The organism is Paraburkholderia sp. Clong3 (genome assembly GCF_050436485.1).
Lineage (GTDB): Bacteria > Pseudomonadota > Gammaproteobacteria > Burkholderiales > Burkholderiaceae > Paraburkholderia > Paraburkholderia tuberum.
On record NZ_JBNDMH010000003.1, the window covers coordinates 1,856,682 to 1,872,441 of the forward strand.

At 65.6% G+C, this 15,760-nt stretch carries 15 protein-coding genes; 6 read left to right on the top strand and 9 right to left on the bottom strand.

The features are described 5' to 3' along the window. The first annotated feature begins 101 nt into the window (after positions 1-101). The 3 genes from OKW30_RS31875 (at position 102) to OKW30_RS31885 (ending at position 1,974) form a co-directional block, all read left to right on the top strand. Positions 102-422 carry a thioredoxin family protein gene (locus tag OKW30_RS31875; protein ID WP_090809954.1) on the top strand — a complete coding sequence of 107 codons (321 nt, stop codon included), beginning with the start codon at positions 102-104 and terminating at the stop codon, positions 420-422. Between the two features lie 15 nt (positions 423-437). Continuing rightward, a complete protein-coding gene (locus OKW30_RS31880) occupies positions 438-857 on the top strand; it encodes a secondary thiamine-phosphate synthase enzyme YjbQ (protein WP_184062255.1) in 420 nt (139 codons plus the stop codon). A gap of 97 nt (positions 858-954) precedes the next feature. Next, positions 955-1,974, top strand: coding sequence for a class I fructose-bisphosphate aldolase (locus OKW30_RS31885; RefSeq protein WP_429348581.1), 1,020 nt, complete (start codon positions 955-957; stop codon positions 1,972-1,974). A 121-nt stretch (positions 1,975-2,095) separates the two neighbouring features. Here OKW30_RS31885 and OKW30_RS31890 read toward each other — a convergent pair whose 3' ends face one another. Both OKW30_RS31890 and OKW30_RS31895 read right to left on the bottom strand, forming a co-directional pair. Continuing rightward, complete coding sequence (locus tag OKW30_RS31890; protein ID WP_429348582.1) at positions 2,096-2,380, bottom strand: hypothetical protein; 285 nt, start codon at positions 2,378-2,380, stop codon at positions 2,096-2,098. A gap of 151 nt (positions 2,381-2,531) precedes the next feature. Next, positions 2,532-4,691 (bottom strand): response regulator, encoded by a 2,160-nt coding sequence (locus OKW30_RS31895; protein ID WP_429348583.1) that lies wholly within the window; start codon positions 4,689-4,691, stop codon positions 2,532-2,534. Positions 4,692-4,942: 251 nt separating this feature from the next. On the opposite strand from OKW30_RS31895, the gene OKW30_RS31900 reads away from it, so the two are divergent. Together OKW30_RS31900 and OKW30_RS31905 are read left to right on the top strand one after the other, a co-directional pair. Continuing rightward, entirely contained in the window at positions 4,943-6,553 is a 1,611-nt protein-coding gene (locus tag OKW30_RS31900; protein ID WP_429348584.1) for an FAD-dependent oxidoreductase, read from the top strand. Between the two features lie 63 nt (positions 6,554-6,616). Beyond that, entirely contained in the window at positions 6,617-6,790 is a 174-nt protein-coding gene (locus OKW30_RS31905; protein ID WP_429348585.1) for a hypothetical protein, read from the top strand. A gap of 264 nt (positions 6,791-7,054) precedes the next feature. On the opposite strand, the gene OKW30_RS31910 is transcribed toward OKW30_RS31905, so the two are convergent. Then, entirely contained in the window at positions 7,055-7,231 is a 177-nt protein-coding gene (locus OKW30_RS31910; RefSeq protein ID WP_184035182.1) for a DUF2934 domain-containing protein, read from the bottom strand. 151 nt (positions 7,232-7,382) lie between these two features. Continuing rightward, positions 7,383-9,596 (bottom strand): glycogen debranching protein GlgX, encoded by a 2,214-nt coding sequence (gene glgX / locus OKW30_RS31915; RefSeq protein WP_429348586.1) that lies wholly within the window; start codon positions 9,594-9,596, stop codon positions 7,383-7,385. 294 nt (positions 9,597-9,890) lie between these two features. On the opposite strand from glgX, the gene OKW30_RS31920 reads away from it, so the two are divergent. Then, a complete protein-coding gene (locus OKW30_RS31920; RefSeq protein ID WP_187616711.1) occupies positions 9,891-10,313 on the top strand; it encodes a PRC-barrel domain-containing protein in 423 nt (140 codons plus the stop codon). 71 nt (positions 10,314-10,384) lie between these two features. Here the strand turns inward: OKW30_RS31920 and OKW30_RS31925 are convergent, their stop codons facing one another. The 5 genes from OKW30_RS31925 to OKW30_RS31945 form a co-directional block, all read right to left on the bottom strand. Next, complete coding sequence (locus OKW30_RS31925) at positions 10,385-12,646, bottom strand: xanthine dehydrogenase family protein molybdopterin-binding subunit (protein ID WP_429348587.1); 2,262 nt, start codon at positions 12,644-12,646, stop codon at positions 10,385-10,387. Beyond that, positions 12,643-13,650 carry an FAD binding domain-containing protein gene (locus OKW30_RS31930; RefSeq protein ID WP_429348588.1) on the bottom strand — a complete coding sequence of 336 codons (1,008 nt, stop codon included), beginning with the start codon at positions 13,648-13,650 and terminating at the stop codon, positions 12,643-12,645. The genes OKW30_RS31925 and OKW30_RS31930 overlap by 4 nt, the downstream gene beginning before the upstream one ends. Further along, on the bottom strand, positions 13,647-14,207 hold the full coding sequence (locus tag OKW30_RS31935) for a (2Fe-2S)-binding protein (protein ID WP_429348589.1): 561 nt from the start codon (positions 14,205-14,207) through the stop codon (positions 13,647-13,649). Before OKW30_RS31935 ends, OKW30_RS31930 begins: the two co-directional genes overlap by 4 nt. Before the next feature lie 155 nt (positions 14,208-14,362). Further along, positions 14,363-14,680, bottom strand: coding sequence for a hypothetical protein (locus OKW30_RS31940; RefSeq protein WP_184062275.1), 318 nt, complete (start codon positions 14,678-14,680; stop codon positions 14,363-14,365). 87 nt (positions 14,681-14,767) lie between these two features. Continuing rightward, positions 14,768-15,634, bottom strand: coding sequence for a glucose 1-dehydrogenase (locus OKW30_RS31945; RefSeq protein WP_429348590.1), 867 nt, complete (start codon positions 15,632-15,634; stop codon positions 14,768-14,770). Between the last annotated feature and the right edge of the window lie 126 nt (positions 15,635-15,760).

A 15,760-nucleotide genomic window follows, 5' to 3' on the forward strand; every position in this document is an offset into this window, starting at 1 on the left:
CCGCGGCGACACCGCGCGCATCGGCAGCATACGGCAGCTGCGCTGACGATCCGCGGCATAGCTGCTACCCTTGGCAGATCACGATCAGCAGCGGAGCACGCATGACCTCGCCGACAGCTTATTCCCCGAAAGGACCGACCCGCGCCGAGCTGGACTCGCTGCCCGGCGTCACCGTCGTCGAATTCGGCACCGACTGGTGCGGCTATTGCCAGGGCGCGCAGGCATCGATCCGGCAGGCGCTCGCGCCGCACGCGGGCCTGCGGCATCTGAAGATCGAGGACGGCCCCGGCCGCCCGCTCGGCCGCTCGTTCAAGGTCAAACTGTGGCCGACGCTCGTGCTGATGCGCGACGGCGCCGAGGTCGCGCGCGTGGTGCGGCCACGCAGCGCCGAGGATATCGACGACGCGTTCGCGTCGCTCTGAGATTCGAGCTCCGTCATGCGCCAGGTCATCCATCATCTGAGTGTCCAGGCCCGCGGCCGCGGCCTCGTCGAAGTTACCGACGACGCGCGCCGCTTCGTCGACGAGACGGACATCCGTACCGGTCTGCTGACGCTGTTTTGCCGGCACACGTCGGCGTCGCTGCTGATTCAGGAGAATGCCGATCCGTCCGTGCGGCGAGATCTGCAGCGCTACTTCGAAACCCTCGCGCCCGAGGACGACACGCGCTACGAGCACGACACCGAAGGCCCCGACGACATGCCCGCGCATCTGCGCACGGCGCTCACCCAGGTGCAGTTGTCCGTGCCCGTCGAGCATGGAAGGATGGTGCTCGGCACATGGCAGGGGCTGTATCTGTTCGAACATCGGCGTCACCCGCAGCCGCGCGATATCGTGTTGCATCTGCTCGGCGAATGAAGCCCGCTTTTGCACCCACTCGTTACGCAAAGGAAACTGTCACCGGCACTTCTCCGCACACCGCATCGAACGGAGCCTACCCAAGGGAGCACACCTCATGGACACCCGTAGCGAGCTGCAAGCCACCGTCAAGGCGATGGTTCAACCGGGCAAGGGTCTTCTCGCCGCCGACGAAAGCGGCCCGACCATCGCCAAACGCTTCAAGACGATCGGCCTCGAATCGACCGAGGAAAACCGTCGCGCGTATCGCAACCTGCTCCTGACGACGCCCGGCCTCGGCGAGTTCGTGAGCGGCGTGATCCTCTACGAAGAAACGCTCGGCCAGAAAGCCGACGACGGCACGCCGTTCCCGCAGGTGGCCGCGGCAAACGGCATCGTGCCCGGCATCAAGGTCGACCTCGGCAAGGTGCCGCTCGCGCTCGCTCCCGGCGACGAGATCACCGAGGGCCTCGACGGTCTCGCCAAACGCTTCGCCGATTACAAGCGGCAAGGCGCGCGCTTCGCGAAGTGGCGCGCGGTCTACAACATCACGGCGAGCCTGCCGAGCCGGCTCGCGATCGAGGCGAACGCCGATTCGCTCGCGCGCTACGCGGCGATCAGCCAGGAAGCCGGCATCGTGCCGATCGTCGAACCCGAGGTGTTGATGGACGGCGATCACACGATCGAGCGTTGCGCCGAAGTCACCGAGGCCGTATTGCACGAGGTGTTTCATGCGCTGCATCGGCATCGCGTGGTGCTCGAACATATCGTGCTGAAGCCGAGCATGGTGCTGGCCGGCTCCGAGCATCAGCAGCAGTCGAGCACGGCGCATATCGCGGCGGCAACCGTGCGCGTGCTGATGCGTACGGTGCCCTCTTCGGTTCCCGGTCTCGTGTTCCTGTCGGGCGGACAGTCGCCCGAGGAGGCTACCGCCAATCTCAGTGCGATGAACCGGCTCGGCGCGCTGCCGTGGAATCTGAGCTTTTCGTACGGGCGCGCGTTGCAGGAGCCGCCGTTGAATGCGTGGCGCGGACAGCCGGCCAACGTGAAGGAAGCGCAGCAGGCGTTGCTCAAGCGCGCGCGTCTGAACGGCGCGGCCGCGCTCGGCAAGTACGACGCGGAGACGGAAAAGGATTGACCGCTGGCGAGCGATTGCGAATCGCCAGTAATCACGTTTATGAACAAAACGGTGGGAGCCGACACGCCGGGTCACACCCGACGCGCGACTCCAGCCGCCCTTCTGCCTTGACACGCTGCGCTTACTGCCCCTTCGTATCGCTGCTCGCGTCGGCGCCCGGCGTATTCGTCGAGTCGGTCATGGGCTTCTTCGACTTCGAATGCTTCTTCATGTGATGGTGAGTCGAAGGCGTGGTCTCCCCGGTCGCGCCCGCATCGCCGCCCTCGCGTGTCGAGGTCGCGGCGTTGGTGTTCGGGTCGTTGCCGGCCGGTCCCCCGCCGCCTGCGCCACCGCCGGCGCCTTGGGCCATTGCGAGCGACGAAGCCGCGAGCAAGGTGGAAACGAGCACTGCCTGTCTGATCTTCATGGCGATTCTCCTAGGTGTCGAGAGTGTCGAAAGGAAGTGGGCGCGCGGTGACCGCACGCGCAAACCTCGCGCTCTTTTCAGCAAGGGCTGTGCCGCAGCACAGCACGCCAGGAAAAGCCCATGGACGCGATAGACGAACGGTGCCGCGGCTTCAGGTGCCGCAAGCCACCAGCGCATGCAGTTCGTCGATATTGAACGGCTTCGCGAGTATCGCAATGCCGAGCCGACGCGCGCGGTCGAGCTCGTCGGCGTAACCGGTCATCAGCGCGATCTTCTGCGACGGCCACGCGCTGCGGATCTTCTCCGCCAGGTCGATACCGTTCAGCTTGCCCGGCATCTGGATGTCCGACAGCACGAGCTCGAAGCGCTCGCCGGCGCTCAGCACGTCGAACGCCTGGTCGGCGGTCGGCTCGTGATGCACTTCGCAGCCGAAGGTTTCGAGCACCGCGGTCACGCCGGCCGCGACGTCCTCGTTGTCCTCGACGAGCAGCACGGCCCCGGCCGCGGTCGGCAGCGGCTGGCGCGCATCGGCGCCGGCCAGCGCGGCGCCCTCACGATAGCGCGGCAGAAACATCCGCACCGTCGTGCCACTGCCCAGCACACTTTCGATCTTCGCGGTTCCGCCGGCCTGCTCGGACATCGACAGTACCTGGGCGAGCCCGAGGCCGGTGCCCGAGCCGCGCAGCTTGGTCGTGAACAACGGCTCGAACGCGCGTCGCGCGACCGATTCGGGCATCCCTTCGCCGTCGTCGGAACAGGCGATCAGCACGTACTCGCCGTCCGGCAGCAGCGTATCGCTGCTGACCAGCCGATTGTTCTGGCAGCGGATCACGAAGCGTCCGCCACGCGGCATCGCATCGCGCGCGTTCATCGCGATGTTCACGATCGCGAACTCGAGATCGGTCGGATCGACGAGCACCTGCCACAGGTTCTCCGGGATGCGCAACGCCAGTTCGATCGTGTCGCCGAGCGCCGCGTTGATCAGCGGCACGGCGGCCGGCAGCCAGCGCGCAAGCTCGACGGGCTCCTGCTTCAGCGGCTGCTTGCGCGCGACGCTCAACAGACGCCGCGTCAGCGCTTCGGCCGTGGCGGTGGCACGCTCGACCGCATGCACTTCCTTCTCGAGATCGTTGTAATGCTTGAGGCGCGCGAGCTCGATGTTCGCCGACACCACCATCAGCAGGTTGTTGAAATCGTGCGCGACATTCGCGACCAGATTGCCGAGCGCGCCCATGCGCTGCAGTTGCCGGCTCGACGCCTCGGCCGACAGACGCATCGCGACCTCGCCCTGCCACCGCTCCCACGCGCGCCGCTCCGCCTCGAGCTGACGCAGCGAATACAGCACGAGCCCCCAGATCGCGATGCAGGGCACCGCCGTCAGCGCCGCAATCAACAGAAAGTGCGTGCGCCACGCCGCCACGATCGACGACGTCGCGTACGCGCTCATCACATACAACGGATAGTCGCCGACACGGCGAAACGCGAGCAGCCGCTCGACACCGTCGACGGTCGAATTCAGACGCACGTGCCCGAACAGCTGTTTGTCGCGCAACGCGGACATGAACGCGCTGTGTATCGACGGCCGCGCGCCGGCCGGCCACGGCGGATAGCGCACCAGCAGATTGCCGTCCTGCCGGTACAGCGCGAGCGCGAGCGACGGATCGCCGTTGGTCAGCTCGCGATAGAAGCGCGAAAAATATTCGTTGCGCAGCGCCACCGTGACCGCGCCGAGAAACTGACCGTCCGTACCCGTGCGGGCGATCGCGGTCGTGAACACGTCGACCTTCGACAGCGTGCCGAACATCGGCAGCGAGAAATACGGCTGCGGACGCATCGCCTTCGCGGCGAGAAAGTCGTCGCGCAAGCCGATCGTCACTGCCGGCGCCGGATACGCGAGGCTCGACGCAAGTAACTGGCCGTTCACGCCGAGCAGTGAGATCGACGCCACCTGCGGATAGTCGCCGCCGATGCTCTGCAGACGCTCGTGCAATTCGCGCTCGCGCGCGCGGATCTGCGCGTCGTCGGAATTGCCGAGCAGCTCGATCACGCGCGAGGCCATCTGCCGGTTCAAATCCAGCACCTTGATGGCCTGCTCCTGCGCCACGCGCGCGATGCGGTCGATCATATCGTTCGCATCGGAGATGCGGCGCTGGTAGTCGAAGTAGCCATAGCCCACGAGGCAGGCCAACGGAAACACGATCGACACGGCCAGCAAGATCAGCAGCATGCGCCGCGTCGCCGCGAAGTTGCGTGACGGCATCGGCACATCGACTGCGACACGTTCTGCACGCTGCACGGTCACCTGCTCCATGAAAGTTGCATACGGTCAGGGAAGGCATTGCCTGTGAATTCGCACGCCGCTGTTCGCGCGCTAATTCCCCCGTCTCGAAATTTACCGCAACTCGGCCTATCTTCCCAAGCAGCTTCACGGCATCACTCCGCCGACGCGTCCGGGCACGACGATTGCTGCCTTATCGCTGCTTGATGGCAAGCGTACTTCCGTCACCGCTCGCGACGCGTTTGCGTGCGCTGCGCGAGCTCTTTCTTGCGCGAGGCCTCACCATGTCCACGACTGCCCGCCGCGTCGCGCGGCTCTCGGAATTGCCAGCGGACCGCGCGGTGCGCGTGATCGTGGACGGCACGCCGATTCTGCTGGTGCGCGATGGCGACACCGTGCGGGCGTACTCGCCTGATTGCCCGCATGCCGGGGGCCCGCTCGAAGAGGGCGCGCTGTGCCACGGCCGCATCATCTGCCCATGGCACAAGGGTACGTTCGACGTCGCGACCGGCAACGTGCTCGAGCCGCCCGCGCTGCTGCCGCTCGATCGCTACCCGGTCACGCTCGATGGCGACGACGTGCTCGTGTCGGCGGAAAAAATCGCAGCGCCGGCACCGGCGGCGCACACATCCCCGCCCGATGCCACAGCGCAGGACAAGCACTACGTGGTAATCGGCGCGGGCGCGGCCGGCGCCGCTGCCTGTGCCGCGTTACGCGAGTTCGGCTTCGAGGGCCGCATCACGCTGATCGGCGACGAAGCGCACGCACCCTATGACCGCACCTCGCTGAGCAAATTCGTCCCCTCGTTTGAAATGACGCCCGCCGACGTGCCGCCGCTGCTGCCGCCCGACTGGCTGCACACGCACGGCATCGAGCGCATCGTCGCGAAGGTCGCGCGGCTCGACGTGCCTGCGCACACGATCCATTTCGAAGCCGGCGCGGGTGGTAGCGAGCAGAGCATCGAGCCGCTGAAATACGACACCGCGCTGCTCGCGACCGGCAGCGTGCCGAAAGTGCCCGACATGCCCGGCTGCGAACTCGGCGGCGTGCATGTGCTTCGACACCTCGACGATGCTGCCGCGTTGATCGACGCGCTCGGCGACGATGCATCGCAAACCCGCGTCGCGATTCTCGGCAGCAGCTTCATCGGCCTCGAAGTCGCGTCCGCGTTGCGCAAGCACGGCGTGCCCGTCACCGTGATTTCGCGCGACAAGGTGCCGTTCGCGAAGCAGTTCGGCGAGCGCGCGGGCCAGATGTTTCGCGCGCTGCACGAAAGCAATGGCGTGAAGTTTTATCTCGACGCCAAGGTCGCCTCGCTCGAGGGCGAGGAAGGCAATGTGCATACGGTGATGCTCGCCGGCGGCGAGGCCATCGCGGCCGATGTCGTGCTGCTGGGCACGGGGGTTGCGCCGGCTACGGGGTTTGTCGAAGGACTGCCATTGCAGAAGGACGGCGGCGTGGTCGTCAATGCCGGCATGAACGCCGCGTGCGGTCTTTATGCGGCCGGCGATATCGCCGTGTTCACGCTGCATGAGAACCAGGAGCCGGTGCGTATCGAGCATTGGCGCGTCGCGCAGCAGCATGCGCGCATCGCCGCGCAGAACATGTGCGGTTTGCGCAATCGCTATGCCGACGTGCCGTTCTTCTGGACCTATCACTACGGCAAGAACTTCGAATACCTCGGCTACGCGAGCGAGTGGGATGAGATCGTCGTCGATGGCGACTTCGATCGTCACCAGTTCATCGCGCTGTACGTGCGCGACGGCCACGTCGACGCGGTGTTCGCCTGCGAGCGCGAAGCGCTGACCGCGCGGCTTTCCGACGCGATGCGCGGCGGGCTGTCGCGGGCCGACGCGCTCGCGATCATCGGCGCGCCGGAAGCGGCGGCGTCGTGACGATGCGCACGTGGACCCGCGCGATCCGATGTCTTGACGTTCAACCTGGAGCAAGGAGCCACCATGACGACAAACAAGGAAAAGCATCCGCACTCGGAAAAGAGCGAGCAGCAGATCGACAGGCAGGTCGAAGACAGCTTCCCGGCTAGCGACCCGCCTTCGACGGGCGGCACCACGAAGATCGAGCCGGAGCAGGACAAGTCGAAGGGCGGGCACGACAAGCCCGCCGGTCAATAGGCGGATAACAAGCCGCGATGCCGGGACGCATCAGCAACGATCGCTCAGGAAAACCACCTATCGGCCATCCTCGAACTGGGGCTGCGCGATCACCGTTCGCGTCGCATCGATGCGACGGCACGCGGCGCGAGGCGGCACTCGTGCCGCGCGGCTCGGGTGTGTCGTTCATGTTGCGGAGCGAAGATCGGGCATGGAAAAACGGTCCCTGAGCCGCACGCGGTTCGCCGGCTCGGAGTCTTATTACTCAATCCTGTTGAGCAATACCTATTTCATCGAATCGCCCGACACCGGCCCGCTCTCGACCGGTGGTGCCTCCTTCTCGATCTCACTGCGGGCCTGCTCCCAGTATTGCTCGGGCGTGCCCTTCGGCTCGGCCGCCTGCTCCCACAGATAGTAGGCGCGCGTGCGGATCTGCTCCTCGACGCTCGGTTCCTGTTCCATTTGTTCACTCCAGCTTGGCCGTTTGCGTGCGCGCGCCTGCCGTGGCGAAGATCGCAGACGCGTGCGTATCGTCGATAACAGCAGGAGCAAACCTTGTACCTGTGCTGCGGCCCGCTTTTGCAACGGGGCTGGCGTCGCTCGCCAGCCGGGACTAGCCTGGCGCGGAGTCGCCTTCGTCGGAAGTCAACTGCTCTTCGAGGCGGTCGAACACGCGCTGCGTCGCGCGGCTCGGCGCTTCGAGCGCGAACAGCAGCAGCGAGCGGCCGGTCACCTGGTAGGCATCGCCCGCGCTGAATTGCGGCAGCTCGGCGCGCACCGGCATGTTGGTGTCGACGAGGCAGGTCCAAAAATCGCCCTCGGGAATGTCGGGCAGCGTGAAGTTGACGACGTCGTGATACGCGTTCAGCACCAGCAGCAAGGTCGCGTCGGACGCGAGACGGCGAATGCCGCTCGCCTGCGCACGGCCGTCGATCACGAGGCCGAAGCAGCGCATCGCCGGATCGGCCCACTGCTCGCCCGTGATGTCGGTGCCGTCCGGCGATAGCCAGCGCGTGTCGGTCACGTCGAGCGTCTCGTTGTATTCGCCAGTCAGAAAACGGCCGCGCCTCAGCACCGGCAAACGGTGGCGCAGCGTGGTCAGATTGCGCACGAACTCGGTCAGCGCGCGGCCGTCGTCGTCGATCGCATCCCAATCGACCCAGCTGATCTCGTTGTCCTGGCAATATGCGTTGTTGTTGCCCTGCTGCGTGCGGCCGAATTCGTCGCCGGCGAGGATCATCGGCGTGCCCTGCGACAGCAGCAGCGTCGCGAGGAGATTGCGCTTCTGGCGCTCGCGTTGCTGGCGGAGGTCGGCGTCGTCGGTCGGTCCTTCGACGCCCATGTTCCACGACTTGTTGTCCGAATGGCCGTCGCGGTTGTCCTCGCCGTTTGCCTCGTTGTGCTTGTCGTTGTACGAGACCAGATCGTTCAGCGTGAAGCCGTCGTGCGCGGCGATGAAGTTCACGCTTGCCCACGGCCGCCGGCCGCGATGATTGAACTTGTCGCCCGACGCGGTGACGCGCGTCGCGAGATCGGCGGCGGTGCCCTCGTCGCCCTTCCAGTACGCCCGCGCGGTGTCGCGGAAGCGATCGTTCCATTCGGCCCAGCCCGGCGGAAAACCGCCCACCTGATAGCCGCCGGGGCCGCAATCCCACGGCTCGGCGATCAGCCGGATGCTGGAGAGGACCGGGTCCTGGCGGCAGCTGTCGAGAAAGCCGCCGCCCTCGTCGAAACCGTGATCTTCGCGGCCGAGGATCGTCGCGAGATCGAAGCGGAAGCCGTCCACTTTCATTTCGGTGACCCAGTAGCGCAGGCTGTCGGTCACCATCTGCAGCACGCGCGGATGTGACAGGTTCAGCGTATTGCCGGTGCCGGTGTCGTTGATGTAGTAGCGCGGCTCGTCGGGCATCAGCCGGTAGTACGACGCGTTGTCGATGCCCTTGAACGAGACCGTCGGGCCGCGTTCGTTGCCTTCGGCCGTGTGGTTGTACACGACGTCGAGTATCACTTCGAGATCGGCCTGGTGAAAGCGGTCGACCATCTCCTTGAATTCGCCGACCGACTCGGTCGATGACGCGAAAAAGCGCGGATCGGCCGCGAAAAAGCCGATCGTGTTGTAACCCCAGTAGTTCGTGAGACCCTTGTCGAGCAGATGGCTGTCGTTGACGAAAGTCTGGATCGGCATCAGCTCGACCGAGGTCACGCCAAGGCTGCGGATATGGTCGAGCACCGGCTGCTGCGCCAGACCCGCGAACGTGCCGCGCAAACGCTCGGGCACCCGCGGATGACGTTTCGTGTAGCCGCGTACGTGCGTCTCGTAGAGAATCACGCGCTCCCACGGCAGCGCGTTGCGCTCCGGATGGCTCCACGAAAAATTCGCGTCGACCACCTTGCACTTCGGCACGAAAGGCGCGCTGTCGCGTTCATCGAATGACAGGTCGAGCTCTTCCGAGCCGAGCGTATAGCCGAAAATTTCCGGCGCCCATTTCAGCTCGCCGATGTGCGCCTTCGCATATGGATCGAGCAGCAGCTTGTTCGGATTGAAGCGATGCCCGTTTTCGGGCTCGTAGGGACCATGCACGCGATATCCATAGACGGCACCCGGTTTCAGATTCGGTACGAACACATGCCATACCTCGTCGGTGTATTCGGGCAGCTCGATCCGTTCGAGTTCGTGTTGGCCAGTTTCATCGAACAGACACAGTTCGACTTTGGTTGCGTGCGCGGAGAACAACGCGAAGTTGACGCCACTGCCGTTCCATGTCGCGCCGAGCGGAAAAGGCGTGCCTTCGGCAATGCGCGTCGAGTAGCTGGCTGGGGATGACATAGGTGTTCTCAGTGGCTGCAAGGAGGTTGGTATCTCAGGGTCATGCATGTGTTTTTTTCAACTGCCTTTCCACGTGTTCTTTGCTGCTGATTGTTCCAGTGTAGGCATTCGAGGCCCGCGCGCCGGACATTGCACCGCGCGCAAGCAGCGCGCCGGTGCGTGTAGCAACTTACGGGCCTGATCCGCCTCGCTTTCCCTCAGCTCAAAGTCGCGGCATGAGATTTGCAGCATACCGGCAAGGCGCACGCATTGCGCGCCGTCGAAACGCCACCACACCAAACCGGGAGAACACAGATGATGCGCAACACGCAGATCACACCGCTGGCCGCTTCCGCATCGCTTCTCGCCGCCATTACGCTGATTTCCGCGTTGGGCACGTGCGGCAGCGCGTTCGCGCAAGGCGCGCCGCAGGCGATCACCGAAAAACGCACGGATGTCGTGCAGCTCGCGAGCGGCTATCGCGCGTCGAAGCTGTCGGGCGCGGACGTGTACAACCGCAACAAGGACAACATCGGCACGCTCGATGATCTGATCGTGTCGCCGGGCACCGAGCGCACCACGTATGCGATCCTGTCGGTCGGCGGCTTTCTCGGCATGGGCAAGCATCTGGTCGCCGTGCCGTTCAACGATCTGCAGATCGACAACCGGCGCGTCGTGCTGCCCGAGGCGACGAAGAAATCGCTCGAGGCGTTGCCGGAGTTCAAGTACGCGAATTGAGCGCGGCGTTGCCGCGTCGAATCGATCGACGCGGCAACGGGCCATCCATGCACATGCGTTCAGGGGCCTAGTCAGCCGAGCAGCTTGTCGGGCGTAATGGGCAAATCGCGGATGCGTTTGCCGGTCGCATGCCAGATCGCGTTGCACACTGCCGCGGCCACGCCCACCACGCCGATTTCGCCGACACCTTTGACGCCGAGCGGATTGACGATGTCATCGCGCTCGTCGACGAACAGCACGTCGATCTCGTGAATGTCGGCATTCACCGGCATGTGATATTCGGCCAGGTCGTGATTCATCTGGCGTCCTAGCGCGTGATCGAACTGGCCGTGCTCGTGCAGCGCCATGCTGATGCCCCACACGACGCCGCCCGCGACCTGATGGCCCGCCGTCTTCGGATTGACGATGCGTCCCGCCGCGACCGCGCTGACCACGCGCGTCACCCGCACAGTGCCGAGCGCTTCGTCGACGCGCACTTCGGCGAACACCGCCGAATGCGTGCCCATCGAATACGCCTGCTGCTTTTCGTGCGGCTTCACGCTGGCCTGCTCTTCGAGTTCGTCCAGCCCGGCGCGCTGCAACAGCGTCGCAATCGCGATCGAGTCGTCCTCGTGTGGGCCGCACACGAGCCGGTTACGCTCGCGCCGCACGTGTTCGCGAGTCGCCGACGCGAACCGCGCCCCACCATGTTCGCGCGCCAGTTCAACCAGACGGTTGTGCAGGCGCGTACACGCGGCATCGACTGCGCTGCCCACCGACGACACCGTCCACGATCCGCCCTCGATCGGCGCCTTCGGCAGCCGGGTATCGCCGAGTTCGAAGCTGACGTCGCCGAGCGGCACGCCGAGCGCATCGGCGGCGATCTGCGTCATCGCGGTGTAGGTTCCGGTGCCGATATCGGCGGTCGAACTCGACACGCTGACGCGGCCATCGGGCGTCAACACCGCGCGTGCGGCCGCTTCGTTCTGCATCGCGTCCCACGCACCGGTCGCCATGCCCCAGCCGACCGACTCGTTGCCGTCGCGGCGTGCGCGCGCCTCGAGCGGCCGCGCCGCCCAGCCGAAGCGGGCCGCGCCTTCCCGATAGCAGTCGCGCAGCGCCTTGCTCGAAAACGGCAGATTCCTGTTCGCGTCGCGCTCCGCATAGTTGACGAGCCTCAATTCGAGCGGGTCCATCCGCAATGCCTCGGCCAGTTCGTCCATCGCGACTTCGAGCGCAAAGAGCCCTTGTGTCGCGCCGGGCGCGCGCATGTCGACCGGTGTCGGCACGTCGAGCTTCGCGACCCTGTAGCCCATCGACACGTTGTCGCATCGATACAGCTGCCCCGCCCAGTTGACCACCACGTCGCAGTAGTCCTCGTAGCGCGAGGTTTCCGACACCGCCTCATGGATCACCGCCTGCAGGCGGCCATCCGCCGACGCGCCGAGCGCGACGCGCTGCACCGTTTGCGGACGATGCGCGAAGGTGAACATCTGCTGCCGGGTCAGCGTGACGCGCACGGGTTTCTTCAGTTCGCGCGCGGCCATTACCGCGAGCGCCAGATGATATTGCGGCCTCAAGCCAGAGCCGAACGCGCCGCCAACGAACGGCGACACCACGTGCACTTCGTCGTCTTTCAAACCGAACACACGCGTCAGATAGCCCTTCGTATTGACGACGCCCTGAGTCTTTTCATAGACGGTCAAGCGTCCTTGCGCATCGGGCACCACGGTGCATCCGTGCATTTCCATCGGATTGTGATACTCCGGTGGTGTCGTGTAGAACGCGTCCACGCGCGCCTTTGCATCGGCCAAGGCCTTGCGTGGGTCGCCACGCTCGGGCGGAGGCGGATCGAAGCCGCCCTTCTCGGCCGACGGCGGCACGGCGCTCGTCAACGCTGCTTCGATATCGGTCTGGTGCGAGCCGGTCTCGTAACACACCTGCACCAGCGACGCCGCGTAGCGCGCCAGTTCCAGCGATTGCGCGACTACCAGCGCAACCGGCTGCCCGCTGTACCACACGCGCTCGTCCCACAGCGGCCTCAATGGCGTGCCGCCGGGCGCGACCATGTCCTTGAACGCGTCGACGTCCGACGGCAGCGCCGGACGCTTGCGATGCGTGAGCACGAGCAGCACGCCGGACAGCGCCTCGGCGGCCGAGGTATCGATCGACACGATCTTGCCTGCCGCGATCGTGCCCGACACGACGACGCCATGCACAAGCCCTTCGACGCAGAACTCGGCGGCATATTGCGCGGCGCCGGTCACTTTGACGGGCCCGTCCACACGCGAATGCGGCACGCCGGTGGCAGGCTTCGGGCTGCCTGTCGACGGCAAGGGTTCGGCACGGTTCATCGCGCGGCCTCCTCGAACGAACGTTGTGTGGCCTCGCCGAAGGCGCGCACGATCACGCGCGCCGCGAGTTCGATCTTGAACGCGTTGTCGCGCTGAGCGCGCGCACCGCGCAGCAGCGTCGCCGCGAAATCGCGCAAGGTTCGCGCGTTCAGCGTCTCGCCGCGCAGTGCGGCTTCGGCGGCGGGATCGCGCCACGGCTTGTGCGCGACCCCGCCGAGCGCGCAACGCGCGTCGACGATCCGCGCCTCGTCATCGAGTTCGACACCGACCGCGGCCGACACCAGCGCGAACGCATACGATGCGCGGTCGCGCACCTTCACGTACGCGTGATGCGCGGCAAAACCTTGCGGCGGCAGTTCGATCGCGGTCACGAGTTCGTCGTCGCGCAGGTTGGTGTCGATCTGCGGCGTATCGCCGGGCAGCCGGTGAAAATCCGCGAACGGCAGCGTGCGTGCGCCGTCGGTGCCGATCAGATGCACGGTGGCGCCGAGCGCCGCCAACGCGACGCACATATCGGACGGATGCACGGCGATGCAGTGCTCGCTCGCACCGAGGATCGCGTGAATGCGGTTCACGCCATGCAGCGCCGGACAGCCGCTGCCGGGTTCGCGCTTGTTGCACGGCGTGCCAATGTCGTAGAAGTAGTAGCAGCGCGTACGTTGCAGCAGATTGCCGCCGACCGTCGCGACGTTGCGAATCTGCGGCGACGCGCCCGCCAGGATCGCTTTCGCGAGCAGCGGGTAGCGTGTCGCGACGGTATCGTCATACGCGAGCGCGCTATTGGTTACGAGCGCGCCGATCTTCAGGCCGCCTTGCGCCGACGCTTCGATCTGCCTGAGCGGCAAACGGTTGATGTCGACGAGCAAAGCCGGGCGCGCGACGTCTTCGCGCAGCAGGTCGACGAGATTCGTGCCGCCCGCGATGAACGCGGCGCCCGTGTCCGAACGATGCCGTTCGAGCGCATCCTGCACCGCATCGGGGCGCGTGTACGAGAAGCGGTTCATCGCCGCGCTCCAGATTTATTCGCGACCGCACTGTCTTGCCTTGCGTCCTCATGACCGAAATGCGCAGCGTCGAGAATCGCCGCGACGATGTTCGGATACGCGCCGCAGCGGCACAGATTGCCGCTCATCTGCTCGCGCACATCGTCCGCGCAGCGCGCATGTCCTTCTTCGAGCATCGCGTGCGCCGAGCAGATTTGTCCGGGCGTACAGTAGCCGCACTGGAACGCGTCGTGATCGATGAACGCCTGCTGCAGCGGATGCAACGTGTCGCCGTTCGCGAGACCTTCGATCGTCGTGATCGCTGCGCCGTCGTACACGACCGCGAGCGCGAGGCAGGTATTGATCCGCTGGCCATTGACGATCGCCGTACAAGCGCCGCATTGACCGTGATCGCAGCCCTTCTTGGTGCCGCTCAGGTGCGCATGCTCGCGCAGCAGATCGAGCAGCGAGGTCCACGCTTCGACGTCGAAGCGCCGCGTCTCGCCGTTGATCTCGAACGTCAATGCATGCGACGCGGGCGCGTCGGCCCGGGCGGTTTCAGCATTGGGGGTAGCCATCGGATTTCCTCCTCACAAGGCATCGCGCAAGCAATGCGGCGCGCGACGGAACTCAACGCAACTCAAACCAACGCAAAGCGGCGACAGCGCGCGAGCGCGATGCCGCCGCGGCGTGCGGCGCGTCGGGAGGCAGGCCGACGCGCTCGACGGATCGCTTATTGCCCCGCCCCACTACCCGCGTGCGGCGGCGTCGCGCCTTTGAAGCGCTTGTGGGTGGTGGTGCGGCCATTGCCGCTGCCGGCGACGCCATTGGTGGCGCCCCCCGATTCGCCGACATTGCCGTTCGCGTTGTTCGCGCTGGTCGTATCCGGCGTGCGCGACTCTTCCTGGCTTGCGCCGGGTTGCGCGGCAGACTTGCTGTTTTGCACGGACGGATTGGTACCGGTCTGCGCGAAGCCCGCCTGCGCAAAGCCTAGCGCGAGGCAGCCTGAAACGAGCGTGGCAGCCAGTTTGACGGATACATCGATCTTCATGGAACTCTCCCTTATGACGTTATGAAAACCCACTGCGCGAACCTCGTACGTGAGCGCAGGCGGCCATGCCGCCATCAGTTCGACAACCTAAATAATCGGCGCGCCGCCCGTTACCGCAATCGTCGCGCCCGAGATGTAGCTCGCTTCATCCGACGCGAGCATCACGTACGCGGCGGCCAGTTCGGCCGGTTGGCCGGGGCGCTTCATCGGCACCTGCTTGCCGAACTGCTCGACCTTGTCTGCCGGCATCGTCGATGGAATCAACGGCGTCCAGATCGGTCCCGGCGCCACGCAGTTCGCGCGAATGCCCTTTTCCGCGAGCAATTGCGCGAGGCCACCGGTGAAGTTCTGGATCGCGCCCTTGGTGGTCGCATACGCGATCAGGCCAGGATTCGGATGATCGGCATTGATCGACGAAGTATTGATGATCGCGCCGCCCGGCTTCATGTGGCGCACCGCCGCGCGCGTGATCCTGAACATCGCGCCGATGTTGGTATCGAAGGTCTTGTCCCATTCTTCGTCGCTGATCGCGTCGAGCGACGGATAGCTCATCTGATACGCGGCGTTGTTGACCACCACGTCGATCCGGCCGAATGCCTCGATCGCCTTGTCGACGATCGCATCGCAATGCGTGCGATCGCGGATATCGCCGCCGACCAGCACCGCCTTGCGACCCGCGTCCTCGACCCAGCGTGCGGTCTCGCGCGCATCGTCGTCTTCGTCGAGATAGGCGATCAGCACATCCGCGCCTTCGCGCGCGAACGCGATCGCGACCGCGCGGCCGATGCCGCTGTCGCCGCCGGTCACGATCGCCGCCTTGCCTGCGAGACGCCCCGATCCTTCATAGGTTTTCTCGCCGTGATCCGGTTGCGGGTTCATGTCGGCCGTGCGGCCGGGCCTCTGGTCCTGCTGCTGTTCCGGAAACGGCGGTGCCGGACGTTGCGTGTCGCTCATGTCGGATCTCCCTCGGTGCGAATGACCATGGGCGGCGCGCACGAGCGCGCCGCATCATCGGTCTTTCAGCAACGAGTGGGCCTGCATGCAATAGCGAGAGGAAACTCCTGCGCGCAGGACACGCAT

Excerpts from the sequence above, each read along its gene's own strand:
- OKW30_RS31900 (WP_429348584.1), top strand. The coding sequence starts at position 4,943 with ATGTCCACGACTGCCCGCCGCGTCGCGCGGCTCTCGGAATTGCCAGCG.
- glgX (WP_429348586.1), bottom strand. The coding sequence starts at position 9,596 with ATGTCATCCCCAGCCAGCTACTCGACGCGCATTGCCGAAGGCACGCCT.
- OKW30_RS31895 (WP_429348583.1), bottom strand. The coding sequence starts at position 4,691 with ATGGAGCAGGTGACCGTGCAGCGTGCAGAACGTGTCGCAGTCGATGTG.
- OKW30_RS31920 (WP_187616711.1), top strand. The coding sequence starts at position 9,891 with ATGATGCGCAACACGCAGATCACACCGCTGGCCGCTTCCGCATCGCTT.
- OKW30_RS31875 (WP_090809954.1), top strand. The coding sequence starts at position 102 with ATGACCTCGCCGACAGCTTATTCCCCGAAAGGACCGACCCGCGCCGAG.
- OKW30_RS31925 (WP_429348587.1), bottom strand. The coding sequence starts at position 12,646 with ATGAACCGTGCCGAACCCTTGCCGTCGACAGGCAGCCCGAAGCCTGCC.
- OKW30_RS31935 (WP_429348589.1), bottom strand. The coding sequence starts at position 14,207 with ATGGCTACCCCCAATGCTGAAACCGCCCGGGCCGACGCGCCCGCGTCG.
- OKW30_RS31945 (WP_429348590.1), bottom strand. The coding sequence starts at position 15,634 with ATGAGCGACACGCAACGTCCGGCACCGCCGTTTCCGGAACAGCAGCAG.
- OKW30_RS31880 (WP_184062255.1), top strand. The coding sequence starts at position 438 with ATGCGCCAGGTCATCCATCATCTGAGTGTCCAGGCCCGCGGCCGCGGC.
- OKW30_RS31910 (WP_184035182.1), bottom strand. The coding sequence starts at position 7,231 with ATGGAACAGGAACCGAGCGTCGAGGAGCAGATCCGCACGCGCGCCTAC.
- OKW30_RS31890 (WP_429348582.1), bottom strand. The coding sequence starts at position 2,380 with ATGAAGATCAGACAGGCAGTGCTCGTTTCCACCTTGCTCGCGGCTTCG.
- OKW30_RS31930 (WP_429348588.1), bottom strand. The coding sequence starts at position 13,650 with ATGAACCGCTTCTCGTACACGCGCCCCGATGCGGTGCAGGATGCGCTC.
- OKW30_RS31885 (WP_429348581.1), top strand. The coding sequence starts at position 955 with ATGGACACCCGTAGCGAGCTGCAAGCCACCGTCAAGGCGATGGTTCAA.
- OKW30_RS31905 (WP_429348585.1), top strand. The coding sequence starts at position 6,617 with ATGACGACAAACAAGGAAAAGCATCCGCACTCGGAAAAGAGCGAGCAG.
- OKW30_RS31940 (WP_184062275.1), bottom strand. The coding sequence starts at position 14,680 with ATGAAGATCGATGTATCCGTCAAACTGGCTGCCACGCTCGTTTCAGGC.